At 63.8% G+C, this 15,379-nt stretch carries 16 protein-coding genes; 7 read left to right on the forward strand and 9 right to left on the reverse strand.

The window, feature by feature from the left end; translation table 11 throughout:
* Positions 1 to 131: 131 nt before the first annotated feature.
* The gene (locus RCH06_RS17155) at positions 132 to 419 is read right to left on the reverse strand and encodes a hypothetical protein (RefSeq protein WP_327082679.1); all 288 of its coding nucleotides are present in this window, start codon (positions 417 to 419) and stop codon (positions 132 to 134) included.
* A 216-nt stretch (positions 420 to 635) separates the two neighbouring features.
* On the opposite strand from RCH06_RS17155, the gene RCH06_RS17160 reads away from it, so the two are divergent.
* Positions 636 to 1,049, forward strand: a complete 414-nt coding sequence (locus RCH06_RS17160; RefSeq protein WP_327082680.1) for a glycerate kinase — start codon at positions 636 to 638, stop codon at positions 1,047 to 1,049.
* Positions 1,050 to 1,126: 77 nt separating this feature from the next.
* Here the strand turns inward: RCH06_RS17160 and RCH06_RS17165 are convergent, their stop codons facing one another.
* Genes RCH06_RS17165 through RCH06_RS17185 form a run of 5 tightly spaced genes read right to left on the reverse strand, consistent with a single transcriptional unit; the run spans position 1,127 to position 6,310 of the window.
* The gene (locus tag RCH06_RS17165; RefSeq protein ID WP_327082681.1) at positions 1,127 to 3,826 is read right to left on the reverse strand and encodes an MSCRAMM family protein; all 2,700 of its coding nucleotides are present in this window, start codon (positions 3,824 to 3,826) and stop codon (positions 1,127 to 1,129) included.
* 37 nt (positions 3,827 to 3,863) lie between these two features.
* Positions 3,864 to 4,721 carry a molecular chaperone gene (locus RCH06_RS17170; protein ID WP_327082682.1) on the reverse strand — a complete coding sequence of 286 codons (858 nt, stop codon included), beginning with the start codon at positions 4,719 to 4,721 and terminating at the stop codon, positions 3,864 to 3,866.
* A 50-nt stretch (positions 4,722 to 4,771) separates the two neighbouring features.
* Positions 4,772 to 5,314 (reverse strand): DUF4402 domain-containing protein, encoded by a 543-nt coding sequence (locus RCH06_RS17175; protein WP_327082683.1) that lies wholly within the window; start codon positions 5,312 to 5,314, stop codon positions 4,772 to 4,774.
* Positions 5,311 to 5,724 (reverse strand): hypothetical protein, encoded by a 414-nt coding sequence (locus tag RCH06_RS17180; protein ID WP_327082684.1) that lies wholly within the window; start codon positions 5,722 to 5,724, stop codon positions 5,311 to 5,313. Before RCH06_RS17180 ends, RCH06_RS17175 begins: the two co-directional genes overlap by 4 nt.
* 28 nt (positions 5,725 to 5,752) lie before the next feature.
* Positions 5,753 to 6,310 carry a DUF4402 domain-containing protein gene (locus RCH06_RS17185; protein ID WP_327082685.1) on the reverse strand — a complete coding sequence of 186 codons (558 nt, stop codon included), beginning with the start codon at positions 6,308 to 6,310 and terminating at the stop codon, positions 5,753 to 5,755.
* Positions 6,311 to 6,902: 592 nt separating this feature from the next.
* Here RCH06_RS17185 and RCH06_RS17190 point away from each other — a divergent pair.
* The 3 genes from RCH06_RS17190 to waaF all read left to right on the forward strand — a co-directional run bounded on the left by RCH06_RS17190 (position 6,903) and on the right by waaF (position 9,533).
* Positions 6,903 to 7,844 carry a branched-chain amino acid transaminase gene (locus tag RCH06_RS17190; RefSeq protein WP_327082686.1) on the forward strand — a complete coding sequence of 314 codons (942 nt, stop codon included), beginning with the start codon at positions 6,903 to 6,905 and terminating at the stop codon, positions 7,842 to 7,844.
* Between the two features lie 38 nt (positions 7,845 to 7,882).
* Positions 7,883 to 8,092, forward strand: a complete 210-nt coding sequence (locus RCH06_RS17195; RefSeq protein ID WP_327082687.1) for a zinc-finger domain-containing protein — start codon at positions 7,883 to 7,885, stop codon at positions 8,090 to 8,092.
* Between the two features lie 445 nt (positions 8,093 to 8,537).
* Entirely contained in the window at positions 8,538 to 9,533 is a 996-nt protein-coding gene (gene waaF, locus RCH06_RS17200) for a lipopolysaccharide heptosyltransferase II (RefSeq protein WP_327082688.1), read from the forward strand.
* Between the two features lie 434 nt (positions 9,534 to 9,967).
* Here waaF and RCH06_RS17205 read toward each other — a convergent pair whose 3' ends face one another.
* The 3 genes from RCH06_RS17205 to RCH06_RS17215 form a co-directional block, all read right to left on the reverse strand.
* Positions 9,968 to 11,305: an ATP-binding protein gene (locus RCH06_RS17205; RefSeq protein ID WP_442799716.1), complete on the reverse strand. Its 1,338-nt coding sequence runs from the start codon at positions 11,303 to 11,305 to the stop codon at positions 9,968 to 9,970.
* On the reverse strand, positions 11,280 to 11,999 hold the full coding sequence (locus RCH06_RS17210) for a response regulator transcription factor (RefSeq protein WP_327082690.1): 720 nt from the start codon (positions 11,997 to 11,999) through the stop codon (positions 11,280 to 11,282). The genes RCH06_RS17205 and RCH06_RS17210 overlap by 26 nt, the downstream gene beginning before the upstream one ends.
* Positions 12,000 to 12,156: 157 nt before the next feature.
* Positions 12,157 to 13,548, reverse strand: coding sequence for an AmpG family muropeptide MFS transporter (locus RCH06_RS17215; protein WP_327082691.1), 1,392 nt, complete (start codon positions 13,546 to 13,548; stop codon positions 12,157 to 12,159).
* A gap of 31 nt (positions 13,549 to 13,579) precedes the next feature.
* Here RCH06_RS17215 and RCH06_RS17220 point away from each other — a divergent pair, with 31 nt between their 5' ends.
* From RCH06_RS17220 to RCH06_RS17230, 3 genes are all read left to right on the forward strand, one after another.
* Positions 13,580 to 14,422: a M48 family metallopeptidase gene (locus RCH06_RS17220; RefSeq protein ID WP_327082692.1), complete on the forward strand. Its 843-nt coding sequence runs from the start codon at positions 13,580 to 13,582 to the stop codon at positions 14,420 to 14,422.
* 82 nt (positions 14,423 to 14,504) lie between these two features.
* Positions 14,505 to 14,915 (forward strand): HPP family protein, encoded by a 411-nt coding sequence (locus RCH06_RS17225; protein WP_327082693.1) that lies wholly within the window; start codon positions 14,505 to 14,507, stop codon positions 14,913 to 14,915.
* Positions 14,843 to 15,325 (forward strand): HPP family protein, encoded by a 483-nt coding sequence (locus RCH06_RS17230; protein WP_327082694.1) that lies wholly within the window; start codon positions 14,843 to 14,845, stop codon positions 15,323 to 15,325. The genes RCH06_RS17225 and RCH06_RS17230 overlap by 73 nt, the downstream gene beginning before the upstream one ends.
* Positions 15,326 to 15,379 lie beyond the last annotated feature (54 nt).

Raw genomic sequence — 15,379 nt, forward strand, 5'->3', positions numbered from 1 at the left:
CTCGTCCTTTTGCGCAGGACTGAGTTCGCTGAGATCGGGCAGGCTGGGCATTGCTCTTATTCTCGCTTATCACTTCGAGGGAGCTGAGTAGTTACGAAAAATCCATAAGGCTGGCCCGAATGGCGCTGCGGTCAAAGCCGGCCGTCAGTTGGCTGGCCCCGGCTCAGTTCCACTGGGTATAAAGCCATCCGCACAAACCCGCGCCGACCACCCAGAGCAGCCAGGTTTGCGGCACGGCATACGGATAGAGCATCAACGCCGCGCCGCGCCGCGCCGGTCCAGGTCAGCGACGCGGTCGATGTCTTGCGGCCCCGCCGGAACGCCGCGTAGCCGATGAGGCCGAACAGGATTGCGCCCGCTATATAGGCCGGGCTGGGCAGGACAAGTCCTAGAGACGCGAGCTGGTTGAGTTCATCCATCACCCGCATCGTAAACCCGCCGCGTGGGTGGCAGGCGTGTTTGCGGTGAATTTATCCGCTTGCGGGCGGGCAGCAGGAAATGCCCGGCGGCGGCTTTGGCCGGGGCGACGAACGCTGACGTTGGCGTGCAAAACCCGTGCCTTGGCCAAAATGACCCGTTGCCGCTACGCGTTCTCCGCAGGCCGGCGGCCCGTCTGGCCTGCCAAAATAGCCGCCATGAACTTCCAGAAAATTCTTATTCCTGCTGCAGGCGTGACGGCCGTGGCGCTGGCCTACTACCTGTACGGCTGGTCGGGCGTGGCGGCCATTGCGACCGGCCTGGTGATGTGGATGCTGCTGCATTTCACCCGCATGATGACGGTTTTGCGGCGCGCTGCCGAACGGCCTATCGGCTATGTGGGCAGCGCCGTGATGCTCAACGCCAAACTCAAACCCGGCGTGACGCTGATGCATGTGATTGCCATGACGCGCGCGCTGGGCCAGTTGCAAAGCGAAAAAGACGTGCAGCCCGAAATCTTTCGCTGGACCGACGGCACCGGCTCGCATGTCACCTGCACGTTTGTTGGCGGCAAGCTGACGGATTACGAGTTGTTTCGGCCCGGCCAGCCCCCGCAGGCGTCTTTGGACTGACGGTGGTTGCGTTGGCTGCAGCCGGCATGACAAGCTTGCCTCATCACCGCCCGCATGCAATCCGTTGCAGCCAGCTTTCAGGGCGTGACCGGTTTCAATTCCAGATCCTGCCCGCTGATGAAGTCGCCGTCGGGCCTCACCTCGACAGGCCGCTCCAGCGTGGAGGCCAGCGCCAGCTTGGTCGCCTGCGCCGGCGAAATCCGCAAGGTATAGCGGCCCGGCATCACCTGGCGCAACAGATAGAAACCGTCCGACGAACTTGGCGTGCTCATCACCACGGCGCCCTTGCTGTCCACCAGCTCCACCACCGCATCGCCAATGCCGCGCTTGCCGGTCTTGCCCAGCAGGAACACCGTGCCGTCAACTTCGCTGGTCGATACCACCGGGAACTCCAGCATCTGCACCAGGCCTGGCCGCGGCAGTACGCGCACGCCCTCGTTCACGGATTTCCACAGCGGGTCTTCCAGCGTGGATGCGTCCAGCGCAATGTCTGAATAGCGCCCCGGGGCCAGCCGGCCCATGAAGGCCGTGCCGTCGTCGGCGGTAGGGGTGGGGTGGCGACCGCCGCTGTTGATGATGAAGCTGGCATTGGGCACCAGCTCCTCATCCGGGTCGCGCAGGCCATTCAGGTTGCGGTCCACAAAGGCGCGCGCCGACACCGCGCCCATGCTGGCCATCGGCACCGCATCGCTAAACCACTTGCCCGTGCGCGGCTCGCGGCCCAGCGCCACGAACAGTTGCAGGCCCAGCGCCAGTTGACGCTGGTTCGAATAGCTGGCGCTCACCGCCAGCGCAAAGCTGCCGAAATTCTTGCTCAGCCCGCCCGCGATCAATGTCGTGCCGGCTGAGAATGTGCGCATCAGCCCTGCATTGACCCGGTAACCACTGGCCAGGTTGCGGTCGGCCGTTAGTGCCAGCGAGTCAAAGCGCGCCTCGGGCTTGACCGAGTAAGCCAGTTGCCCGCTCAGCCCCATGTCGGCCACGCGCCGGCTCAACTGCAGGTTGCCGTTGGTGCTGACTGCGCCGCCCGCGCGCTGCCAGGCCAACCCGTTGGTAATGGAAGTGCCCGCCAGCATCAAGGACAGCCGGCCCGCAACCGCTTCGTTGGTCGCGCCTGATTTCAGCACTTCGCGCTGGGCTTCCACCGCCACCGGCATCCGGGGCAGGCTGGGCGGCGCCAGCGTGCCCACCACCCGCAGCTTGTCGCGCTGCTTGACGGGGTCGCCACTGGCGCTGAAGGCATCGCTGTCAAAGTCACCCTGCACCTGGGTGTGCAGCAAATCCACCGCATAGTTTCCCAGCCGGGTTTTAAGGCCCAGTTCGGCCAGCATGCCGCCGCTCTGGGAGAAGGTCATCTCCGACGTCACGATGGCCAAATCCCAGTAACCCCGCAGCCCCAGCTGGGCATACCCGCGCTCTTCAGTGCGGTTCTGGCCTGCCACCGGACGGGGCATGCGGATGAAACCTGCACTGCCTGCAAGCTTTTTGGTCAGCCCCATATCGAACCTGGCCACGCTACGCATATCGCCGTTGTCCGCATGGTGCTGAACCAGCGAATAAAGGATTTCACCGGGCTTGACAATCGACTGGTCCAGCAAAAAGCTCTTGCGCTCGGTGCGCATCTGGCCCAGCGGCCCGTTGAACACCAGCAAAAATTCGTTGCGGCCAAACGACAGCGGCAAGTCGTCAAACGCATAAAGCCCGTCAGTGCGCGAGGCCTGAAAGCCCAGCAATGCGTCGTTGTAGTACAGCGTCACGTCCCAGCCCGGCGGCAGGTCACCGCGCAGGCTCTGGCGGTCAAAGCTGGTGGGTTGGTCCAGCGGCCGGTTGCTGACTGCAACGCCCCGGCCGGTGCCGCTGGTGGTCATCACGTTGGCCACGCTGGGCACCGAAATATTGCCCACCACAAAGGACCGCGCGCGCAGCGGCCCCAGCAAGCCCGCATCCGGGTCGTTGCGGCCCAGCGTCATCCGCCAGTCGGGCTTGGGTTTGTCGCGGCTGCTGCTGACATAAGCCGCGCCCTCCATGCCCAGCACATCGGCGGTCAGGTAGGCGGTGTAGGCGGCGTTGAGCTGGTGCGAACCCGGCGCGGCCCGCACATCCGCACCAAAGGTCTGGTCAATAAAGGGGCGGTCAATCCACTGGTAAGGCGCCAATGCGCGCGGATAGCCGGGGTCGGCCAGCTGCTCGGGCCTGGCACCGCCCAGCCTTTTGGCCGCGCGCTCGCGCTCCAGCCGCTCCTGCAGCGGCAGCTTTTCCCTCGGCTTGACCTGCAATTGCTGTGCCGACATGCTGATCTCGAAGTCGATCGGAAGCCAGCGCGAAAGCAACTCGCTGCTGACATAAATGTCGTCACCGATGACGCGGGCGCCTTTCGCCTCGAATCGCATGTCGTTGCCAGCAAGGCTCGCCAGCGATTGCCCCACATTCAGCCCGAAGGTGCGGTCTTCGCGCAGCACATAGCCGCTGGCGCTGCCCGCTTCGGGCTGAACCGTGATGGCCAGGGTCAGCAAGCGGGCCAGCTCGCCCAGGGGCAGCAGAATCTGCGGGCCGTCCTGGTAGGCGCTCAAGCCGTCGGACAGGATGAAACCATCGAGCCGCACATCCAGAATCAGCAGGTTGGCTTCGATGTCACGGCTCACATGCCCCGCGCCTGACCTGGCAGACGGGGCGGGGGCTGGTGTTGCCGCCTGTTGCGCCAGCGCCGGCGCCAGTGGCGCCAGGCACAGCGCTGCAAGCAGGCAATACGGCAAAAATGGGGAAAGCGTCGGTGGCATGGGCGTGGGACGGCGCCAGCAGGCGCCGGTCAAGCGTTCAGGGCAGGGTCAGACTCGCTTCTGCCATCATCTTGCCGCCGGCTTCCGCGCGCTCACGGTAGCTCAGGTTCAGGGTGCCGCCCGCCAGCGCAGTGCCCGGCGGCACTTGCAACACCATGCGCGCGCGGCGCAGGGCGTTGGGCACATATACCGCCAGGGCGCCGGCCTTGGCCAGGTCCACCGGCTTGCCGCCCTTGGGCGTGAAGCTGACGTTCAGGTCGCCATAGACCGAGCCGTTGCCGCTGCGGTTGATGACAAAGCCCAGCGCCGGGCCAGCGTCACCCGTTGCGGGCAGCAGCGCCAGGTCAGACAGCGTCACGCTGGCTTGCGTCTCACCCTGCCGCACGATCACCGGAATCGAGGCACCGACCAGTGCGGTGATCACCACGCCAATCTCCTTGTCGCCGGGCTTGCCGGCCTGTTCGATGCTGCTGGCCCCGGTGGCGTCGGCCACGCGGTCAAACTGCAGGTGCGAGCGGTATTCGCCCGGCGCCAGATCGGCCGGCTTGCGCAGCAAGATGCGCACCGTTTGCGAGCTGCCGGGCTGCACCGTGACCTGCTTGGGCGAGTAGCGCAGCAGCGGGTCGGCAAACTGGTCGCCCGGGCCGGGCGCCTCCAGGGCGATGAACTCGCCCGTCTCGCCCATGCGGCGGTTCACCAGGTTGATGCGGTAAGTCTCTGGCGCGGTGCCGTTGTTCATGAGTTCAACCTGCGCGGCACGCTGGTTTTTTTCCAGCACGATGCGGGTGGGGTACAGGGACAGGTCGGCCAGTGCCAACGGGGCGGCCAGTGCCAGCGCCAGGGCTGCCAGCAACGCCCGGCCGGACAACAAGAAAGAAGGGGAAAAACGCATCATGAGCTTCCTGAAATTTTTTGAGACTTGAGCCGCGCCGTCTGGAACTGACTTCAGTTGTAGTTGACGGTCACGGGAAAGGAGCCGGTGTAGCTGCCGGGCGCCTGGGCATTGCCCACCGTTAGCGTGGCGCCGACGCTCAGAATCTGCGTTCCAGCGCCTGACAGGGTGCCCGTGGCGCTGGGGTAACTCACAAAGCTGTTGACCGCCATGCTGTGGCCGTTGCCGTCGGACAAGGCCACCGTTGCGTCGGAAGGCAGTGTGATTACATACGTGGCATTGGCCGTGCCGCTGACGATGAACTGCGCCGCCGTGCTGCTGCCGCCTTGCGCGACCAGCATCACGCCGCCGGTCTTGCTGCGTCCGCCGTTGGTGGCCACGGCGATGGTGCCACCCGAGCCGGCCACGAAAGACCCGAAGGACAAGCCGCCCGTGTTGGCAATGGTTTGCGCCTGCACCGCCGAGGCGCCGAGTACGCAGGCCGCCACCGCCAGCCAGCGCCGCAGGGCGCGCAGGGGGCGCAGGGGGCGGGGCTGAAAAAACTTGGCAGGCCTAGTGAATGAAAGCTTGAGCGGCCGCATGAGAGTGCGGCTCAATTGAAGGCCACCGTGACGCTGTAGCTGCCGCCATTGGGAGCCGTGGGGGCCAGCAGCGACAGTGCGCTCACGGTATCGCCTTGCACCGTGCCGTCGCTTGCCGCGAGTTGCTTGAAGCTTTCGAGCGTCAGGGATGCGCCGTCCAGCGCCGGCGAGGCCACTGCCGCGCCGGCGTTGCCGCCGCCCGACGATGAGCTTGAAACTGGCGGCGGCTGGGCCGGCGGCATGACCACCCTGACCCAGCCGCCAGAGGTGCTGACCGTGACCGGCAAGTCCGCCACCGAGGTCGTCACGTTGACGGGATCGATGACCGTCGCGCTGGCGCCTGCCGAAACTGTGGCTGCCTGTCCTGATGCGGCCGACAGAACCCCTGCGAACAAGAGTCCCGTTGACGCAAAGACGGTTGACATCCGTGGCCTCAGCGCTGGTTTCTTACTGTTAGTTGTACGCCACGGTCACCGAATAATTCGCCGTGTAAGCGCCGGGAACCTGACTTGCAACGCCAGTCAAAGTCGCACCGACGTAGAAGCTTTGGGTGCCTGCACCACCGGCAGATCCTTCCAGCGTCAACAAGGTACCTGCACTCTTGACGGCCTTGGTGAAGCCCGAAAGCACCATCTCGGTCACTGCAGTGCCACCAGCGCCGTTCTTCAGAATCACAGCACCGTCAGCAGGCAGCGTAATGGCATAGGTTGCAGCACCCTCTCCGGTCACATTAAAGGTCGCAGCGTTGACAGTTCCTTTTTGAGTACCGGGGGTCAAGGCCGCAGCGGAGTCTGTCCGAGTACCGGCTGCTGAAGCTGCGATGATGACCGTACCGGCCCCCGCCACAATATTTCCGAATTCAAGACTAACGTCTTTCGCAATGGTGATCGGACGGATAACGTTGGCATTCGCCGTCGCAGCCGCTTCAGTGGCAGTGCTCTGCGCCATCGCCCCACCCGCCATCACCAACGCACCGATTGCCAGTGCCAGTTTGCTCATTTTCGTGTTCATATCGAATTCCAGTTTCAAAAATAACCGGGGCAAAATCGCCCAATCCAACACCGCTTACTGCTGCTGCGCCGCGGGTAGCGCTGCAGACTTGCCTGATGTCCCGCCAACGCCTGAGGCGTTACCGGGACCGAGAAACTGATCTGCGAATCGCCGGTTAGCCAACCGCTTTCGCCGAAATGTATCAATTCTCTTTAATTGCCACTTGCGGTATCAATTATGACAAAAGAATCAATTTTGTGAGGTTTTTTTCAAAAAATGTCAATTAATGCCGAAAAGCGGGTAAGTGCTTGGTTTTCTTTAAAATCAAACAAAAAATGATAAAACCTATTTCAGCCAAGCCGGCCATGGGCAAAAGGACGAACTGAGTTGTGTGCAAAAACCAATGGCTGACCGCGCAACAGGTGACTTCCTATCCCATAAGTTCGCCCGGCACGCACCGGGCAGGCCAGAGGAATTCGTGTGCGTCAAAGCTAGCGCTCCGCAGTCGCCCGTAAAATCAGCGTTTCGGGTTTTTGCGGGGCCTGTGCGGGCTGTCCGCATGCCGGCCCGATCTGCAACACCCTTTCACGACACTCACCACAGGATCATCAGCATGTCTCCAGCAGCCCCTTCCATGGAAAATCGCGACGGAAAAATCTGGATGGACGGCCAGATGGTCGAGTGGCGCGACGCCAAAATCCATGTGCTGACGCACACCCTGCATTACGGCTGCGGCGCGTTTGAAGGCGTGCGGGCGTACAAAATGCCCGACGGCGGCACGGCGATTTTCCGGCTTGAAGAGCACACCGAGCGGCTGTTCAACAGCGCCAAAATTTTGCGCATGAAAATTCCGTTCACGCCGCAGGAAGTCATGGACGCCCAGCTCGCCGTGGTGCGCGAGAACAAGCTGGAAAGCGGCTACATCCGGCCGCTGACCTGGATTGGCTCTGAAAAACTCGGCGTCAGCCCCAAGGGCAACACGATTCACCTGATGGTCGCCGCCTGGACCTGGGGCGCGTACCTGGGCGAAGAGGGATTGAAGCGTGGCATTCGCGTCAAGACCAGCAGCTTCACGCGCCACCACGTCAACATCACCATGATTCACGCCAAGGCGGTGAGCAACTACACCAACTCGATCCTGGCCAACATGGAAGCCACCGACGAAGGCTACGACGAGGCGCTGCTGCTCGACCCGCAGGGCTTTGCGTCTGAAGGCGCAGGCGAGAACCTGTTCATCGTGCGCAAGGGCGTGGTTTACACGCCGGATTCGAGCGCCGGCGCACTGAACGGCATCACGCGCAACACGATTTTCAGCATCTGCGCGGATTTGGGCATCACCATTAAAGAAAAGCCGATTACGCGCGACGAAATCTATATTTCTGACGAAGCGTTTTTCTCGGGTACGGCGGCTGAAGTGACGCCGATCCGCGAACTCGACCGCATCGAAATCGGCAGCGGCTCGCGCGGCCCGATCACCGAAAAAATCCAGGCGGCGTTCTTTGACATCGTCAATGGTCGCAACCCCCAGTACGCGTCGTGGCTGACCCAGGTCTGAACGCTGCCGTCCAAAAATAACAAGAAACGCCTGACATCATGAACAAATCATCCCCCATCGAACTGCTGGCCAGCGACCTCAATGCCCAGGGCTGCATCACCTGCCCCAGCCCCCAGGCCGACATGAAACTGTGGAACAACCACCCCCGCATCTACCTGGACGTGGCGCGCACGGGCGAGGCCAAGTGTTCCTACTGCGGCACCGTGTACCAGCTCAAGGCGGGTGAACACTTTGGCGGGGGCCATTAAAAAGCCCCCACGCTCCGCCGCTGCGCGGGTCGCTGCCCCCCGAGGGGGCTGCTGCGCCTGTGGCCCGGCGAAGCCGGTTCCACGGCCCCTGCTGCAGGAGACGTGCCCTCACGCCCTGCCGCTGCGCGGGTCGCTGCCCCCCGAAGGGGCGCTGCGCCTGTGGCCCGGCGAAGCCGGTTCCACGGCCCCTGCTGCAGGAGACGTGCCCTCACGCTCTGCCGCTGCGCGGGTCGCTGCCCCACGAAGGGGCGCTGCGCCTGTGGCCCGGCGAAGCCGGTTCCACGGCCCCTGCTGGAGGAGACGTGCCCTCACGCCCTGCCGCTGCGCGGGTCGCTGCCCCCCGAAGGGGCGCTGCCCCTGCAGCCCGGCGAAGCCGGTTCCGCGGCCCCTGCTGGGGTGGAAGGGTGCCCCACGCTTTGCTGCGGGTGTGCGGCTTGAATCCTGAATGACCCACACCCTCATCATCGCCCCGCAGTGGATCGGCGACGCGGTCATGACCGAGCCGCTGCTGCGCCGCTTGGCTGCGCGTGGCGAGCGCCTCACGGTGGGCGCTTTGCCGTGGGTGGCGCCGGTGTACCGCGCCATGCCGCAGGTGGCCGATGTCATTGAGTTTCCGTTTGCCCACGGCGGCCTGCAGTTCAAGGCGCGCCGCAGCATTGCCAAGCGACTGGCGGGCCAGTTTGACAAGGCCTATGTGCTGCCGAATTCGCTCAAAAGCGCGCTGCTGCCGTTTTTGGCCAGCATTCCGCAGCGCATCGGTTACCTGGGCGAGGCGCGTGTCGGCCTGCTCACGCACCGGCTGAAAAACCCGAAAGACAAACCGCCGATGGTGGCGTTTTATTCGGCCCTGAGCGGGGAATCTGGTCTTGAGAATGACCGGCCTGAAATGCACATGGAAGCAGCGCAGATCGAGGCCACGCTTTGTGAACTGGGCCTGCAGCGCGGCGCTTATGTGGTGTTTGCGCCGGGGGCCGAATTCGGCCCGGCCAAGCGCTGGCCGGCCCGCCATTTTTCCGAACTCGCGGCCCAGCTGGATGCGACGGTGGTGCTGCTTGGCTCCGGCAAGGAAGCGGCGCTGTGTGACGAGATTGCCGTGCCGGTCAATGCCGTGCAAGCCGGTAAATGCTTGAGTCTGGCTGGCAAAACTTCGTTGCCGCAGGCGCTGGCGCTGATTGCCGCCAGCCGCAGCACGGTGAGCAACGACTCGGGCCTGATGCACGTAGCCGCTGCGCTGGGCGTACCGCAGGTGGCGATTTTTGGTTCGTCCAGCCCGCTGCACACGCCGCCGCTGAGCGACAAGGCGCAGGTGCTCTGGCTGAAAAACGACCCGGCTTACCAGCCGCCGCTGGACTGCGCGCCGTGCTTTTCCCGCGAATGCCCGCTCGGTCATACGCGCTGCCTGAACGACATCAGCGCTGCGCAGGTGCTGCAGGTGCTTTAAAGCGCGGTGGTTCTGGTCTGAAAATGGCGTTTTGGGATCAAAAGTGCTGCTTGTGAAGGCTGGACGGGCGCTGGCAGCTATTAAAAAAATAGCAACCAGTCGGGTGTCGGGCAAGCGGCATCATGGCTGCGCTGCGCCCGCAATGCCGATAACTGAGCCGCCCCGCCAGTCGGGTATTGAAAACAAAATCAGCCGGCAAAAAAAAGGCCACCTTGCGGTGGCCTTGTAAAAGTCCTCTCAGAAAATCATTTCGGTGAAGATTCCCGATCTTAATGGGTTCATCAAAAAAACGGGAGTTATTTTTTTGAACATCTCCAATGTTGTGACAGCAACGTCTCTACTATGCTTGAGCGCCGGGGTTTTGAACATCCCCTGAACACGGGGGGACGGCTCTTTTTAGGGGCAGCGGTTTGTTTGCCCGCTGGCAGTTTGGTTCATGCTTTTTGATCCGTCATGGGCAGCTCGACGATGAACGAAGCGCCGCCGCCGGGCCGCGCTTCACAGCGCACCGTGCCGCCGTGGCGTTCGCTGATTGACTTGACCAGCGCCAAGCCCAGGCCCACGCCGCCCTCGCGCTCACTGGCGCCGGGCAGTCGGTAAAACGGCTCAAAAATGCGCTCCCGCTGCGCGCTGGGCACACCCGGCCCCCGGTCATGCACCTGAATGACGGCGCGCTGCTGTTTGCCCGTGCCGGTCTGGGTGAGTTCCAGGCTGATGTCGCCCTGGCTGTAACGCCGGGCATTTTCAAGCAGGTTGCGTATCAGCCGGCGCAGCAGCCGGGGCGAGCCTTGCACCGTCAGGCTGTGGCCGGCGTCCGGGCCGTCGGTCAGTTCGGCCTGCAATTCGGCATGGACACGTGAACATTCCTCGGCGGCCAGCCCGGTCAAGTCCAGCGATTCAAAAGGCTCGGCATCGGCTTGCTTGGTGTCCAGGCGGCTGGCCAGCAAAATCTCGTCGATGAGCTGGTCAAGTTCGTTAATGCTGCGCGAAATTTCGTCTTTCTGCTGGGTGGCCAGTGAGTGGGCCAACGGCCGCCGCGCCGGGCCGCCCCAAGCAAGGCCAGCCCCCTCGGGGGGCAGCGAGGACACATCAGTGCCGAGCGTGGGGGCCAACAATTCCAGTCCCATGCGGATGCGCGCCAGCGGCGAGCGCAGCTCGTGCGACGCATTGGCCAGCAGCGACTTGTGCGACTCCATCAGGGTTTCGATGCGTTCGGCGGCATGGTTGAAGCGTCGGGCCAGAAAAGCCACTTCGTCGCGCCCTTCGGTGTTGATGCGCGCCGACAAATCGCCCGCGCCCCAGCGCTCGACGCCGCGCTGCAACGCCTCCAGCCGCAGCGTCAGCCGCCGCATCACGGGGTAAGCGCCCAGTGCCACCGCCAGGCCGACCAGGCCCAGCATCCAGCCAAAACTGAAGCCGAACGGCAGCCGGTTCCAGGTGGTGCCAGGCGGCATTTTCGGGCGCGGCAGCAGCAGGCTCAGGGTTTGGCCGTCGGTGGTGACCAGATTGAATTCGATGTCTTCGCCGCGCTTGCGGTCGGGCCAGGTTTGCGCCCGCCCGATGACTTCGCCGGCGGCGTTGTGGACCAGCACTTCGCGGATAGGCAGTTGCGGCGGATCGGCACTTAAATGCCAGGCGGCAGCGACCAGAAAGGTCAGCACCACCACGGTGGCCACCACGGCCAGCCAGATGCGCACGTACAGGTGCGAGGTAAAGCGGGCCCAGATGTGCGTATTCAACCGGCGCTCAGTCTTGCTGTTTGGCAAATACATAGCCCACGCCCCGCACGGTCAGGATGCGCTTGGGGTCTTTGGCGTCGAGCTCAATGGCGCTGCGGATACGGCCCATGTGCACGTCAATCGAGCGGTCAAAGGCTTCGAGTTCGCGGCCGCGCACGGCTTCCATGATCTGGTCGCGGCTCAGCACGCGGCCAGCGCGCTCGGCCAGCGCCACCAGCAGGTCGAACTGGTAGGACGTCAGCTCGCAGGGCGCGCCCGAAACGGAAACCGAACGCGCGTCGCGGTCGATCTCAAGCGAGCCGAAATGCATCACTTTGTGGCTGCCGGCCGATGTGGCGCTGGCATTGTTGTCGCCGCCCCGGCGCAGCACGGCGCGAATGCGGGCCAGCAACTCGCGCGGCTCGAACGGCTTGGGCAGGTAGTCGTCAGCGCCAATTTCCAGGCCGACGATGCGGTCCATCGGGTCGCCTTTGGCCGTCAGCATCAGCACGGCAGTGTGGGCCGAGGCGCTGCCCTGGCCCTTGATGCGGCGGCACACTTCCAGGCCGTCCATGTCGGGCAGCATCAAGTCCAGGATCACCAGGTCGGGCGCGCTGGCCTGCAGTGCTTCCAGGCCGGCGGTGCCGGTGGCGGCGTGGGTAAAGCCATAGCCCGACTGGCGCAAATATTCGCCCACCATGCTGGCCAGGCGGGTGTCGTCTTCGATCATCAAAAGTTGCTGTGTCATGGGCCGTCCTCAGGTTGGAAAGGCGTTCCCCGAACGGGACTGTCGCCGCAGGATTCATGGTGCGCCAGACGCAACAATTGCGCTTGAAGCACCCGTAAAGATCATGTAAACGGCAGCGTTAGGCTACTACTATTTTAATAGCTGCTTGCGCCCGTGCTTATTGCGCAGAAGCCGTTTTTGACCGTGAAGCCAGGCCAATCAGCAGCAAAACCGGCACACCGAGCAGCGCCGTGGCGGTAAAGAAGTGGCTGTAGCCAAAAGCATCGACATAGGTGCCCGAATAACCGGCCAGCGCCTTGGGCAGCAGCAGCATCATGGAGCTGAACAGCGCGTACTGGGTGGCTGAATAATTGATGTTGGTCAGGCTCGACAAGTAGGCGATGAAGGCGGCTGAGGCAATGCCGCTGGACAGGTTGTCGGCCGAGATCACGAAAATCAGCGCGGTTACGTCGTGGCCGACGGTGGCCAGCCAGGCAAACAGCAGGTTGCTGCCGGCGCTCAGCACCGCGCCCAGCATCAAGACCTTCATCACGCCAAAGCGCATCGCCAGCCCGCCGCCGACAAACGCGCCGACCAGCGTCATCACAACGCCGTAAATCTTGGTGACGGTGGCCACTTCGTCCTTGGTGTAGCCCATGTCGACGTAAAACGGATTGGCCATGATGCCCATCACCACGTCGCTGATGCGGTACATCGCAATCAAGGCCAGGATCAACAGCGCCTGCTTGCCGTAGCGGCGCAAAAAGTCGGCAAACGGCTCGATCAAGGCGCCCTTGAGCCAGTCGGTGGCGTTTTTGCTGGGCGGCAGTTCGCGGCGCTGGGGCTCGGGTGAAAACAGCACCGTCACCACGCCCAGCAGCATTGACGCGGCCATCACCAGATAGGCGGTTTGCCAGGCGGCATGCTGGTAGGCGGCCACGCCGGCGATTTCTGCGCGCGCGGCAATCCACAGCGCCCCCGCGCCCGACCAGATCATCGCCATGCGGTAACCGGTCTGGTAGGCAGCGGCCAGCGCGGCCTGGCGCTGGAGGTCGGCCGATTCAATCCGGTAGGCGTCCAGCGCAATGTCTTGTGTGGCCGAGCCAAACGCCACGGCCAGGGCGCACCACACCATCGGCAGCAACGCCAGCTTGGGGTCGGTCAGCGCCATGAAGACCAGCGCCACCATGATGGTGACCTGGGACAGCAGCAGCCAGCTGCGCCGTCGGCCCAGCCAGCGCGTGAGCAGCGGAATCGGCAGCCGGTCAACCAGCGGTGCCCAGGCCCACTTGAAGCCGTAAGCCAGGCCGACCCAGCTCAGGTAGCCAATCGTGGTGCGGTCAATGCCGGCTTCCCGCAACCAGAAGCTCAGCGTGCCAAACACCAGCAGCAGCGGCAACCCGGCTGAAAACCCGAGCAGCAGCATGCGCAGCGTGGCCGCTTCCGAATAGACGCGCCAGACCTCGCGCCAGCCGGGCTTGGTTGCCACTGGCGGCTGGGTTTCGGCGGGGCTGGCAGCAGAGGAAAGAGGCGGCGGGCAAGCGGGCGTTGAAGAGGTTTTGTCTGACATAAGGGTTTGATTTTGTGGCTATTATTCCCGCATGTGCTTTTTATGCGATGTCAAATATTCTTCCTGGTCCAGTCGCCGTGGCTTTTTGCTGGCGGCGGCCGGGAGCGCGGCCACACTGGCCACCCCGCCTTTGCTGGCCCAGGTAGACGTGGGGCGCTCTTCGGGTTTGCGCAATCTGGTGCCGGCCGAGGAGCTTGAAGCCGCCTCAAACCAGGAATACGCCAAGCTGCTGTCCGACGCCAAAGCCCAGGGCGCGCTGGCACCGCCGGGCAATGCGCAGTTGCAGCGCCTGCACGGCATTGCCAAGCGCCTGATTCCCCAGGCCGCGCAGTGGAACGACCGGGCCAGCCAATGGCGCTGGGAGGTCAACCTGATTGGCAGCAAGCAGATCAACGCGTTTTGCATGCCGGGCGGCAAGATCGCTTTTTATACCGGCATTCTGGAGCAACTCAAGCTCACCGACGATGAAGCCGCCATGATCATGGGCCACGAAATGGCCCATGCGCTGCGCGAACATGCCCGCGCCCGTATCGCCAAAACCCAAGGCACCGGCACCTTGCTGTCGCTGGGCGCGCAATTGTTCGGGTTGGGCCAGTTGGGCGATCTGGCGGCCAATGTCGGCACCCAGTTGCTGACGCTGCGCTTTAGCCGCGAAGACGAAACCGATGCCGACCTGGTCGGTCTGGAGCTGGCCGCACGCGGCGGCTTCAACCCGCAGGCGGCGGTCAGCCTGTGGCAAAAAATGGCCCAGGCCGGCGGCGGCGCGGGTGGCCCCAACTTTTTGTCCACCCATCCTTCCGGGCCGCAGCGCATCGAGGAACTCCAGGCCAATGTGCCCAAGGTGCAGGCTTTGTACCAGCGGGCGCGAAGATGAAGCCTGCGCGGGCCTGACCGCTTGAGCGTTGCGGCCGACCTGACCTGACCGGCAACACAGCCGGTCTAAACAACGTGTTTTCATGAAATTTCATTTCGCACCTGATTTCGTGGCCGACAGCCTTCGCAGGCTGTCGGTTTTTTTCAGCCCCGTCTGGTGGCGCGCTTTCCAGCCGGCACGAACCCGCATCAGCACGCGTGAGCGGCTGCGGCTGGTGATTGGCGCGCTGGTGGGCATTTTCCTGACCGGCTTGCTGTGCCACCTGATTGGCGGCGACGGCCTGCAGCGCCTGCCCTGGCTGGTGGCACCACTGGGCGCCAGCGCGGTGCTGGTGTTTGCCTTGCCGGCCAGCCCGATGGCGCAGCCGTGGGCGGTGGTGGGCGGCAACACGCTGTCGGCGCTGGTGGGCATTGTGGGGGGGTGCATGGCGTTTATCTGCTGGGCGCGCCCGAGCTGGCTGCTGCGCTGGCCGTCGCGACGGCGATTGCGCTGATGCTGACGCTGCGCTGCCTGCATCCGCCGGGCGGCGCAACGGCGCTGATGATGGTGCTGGGCGGTATTGGCGACCCGGCGTTTGCGGTGTATCCGGTCATGCTCAATTCAGTGCTCCTGGTGCTGGCCGGCATCATCTACAACAACGCCACGCGCAGGCCGTATCCGCACATGCAGCTGTCGCCGGTACGCGGGCCGGTATCCAGCCAGGAACAGTTGCTTGACGCCGACCTGGACGCGGTGCTGGCGCATTACAACCAGGTGCTTGACGTGAGCCGCGACGACCTCAAGGCGCTGCTGGCCGAAACCCGGCTGCGCGCCTATGACCGAAAGCTGGTCGAAGTGCGCTGCGCCGACATCATGTCGCGCAAGCGTAACCGTCCGACGAACACCATTCTTGCGCCGGGTTGATGAGCCGGGCAGTATCCGGGGAGTTGCCCACCACGATGGTGTGCACTTAACCCG

The sequence above is a fragment of the Polaromonas sp. CG_9.5 genome (assembly GCF_035984465.1).
Classification (GTDB): Bacteria; Pseudomonadota; Gammaproteobacteria; order Burkholderiales; family Burkholderiaceae_C; genus Polaromonas.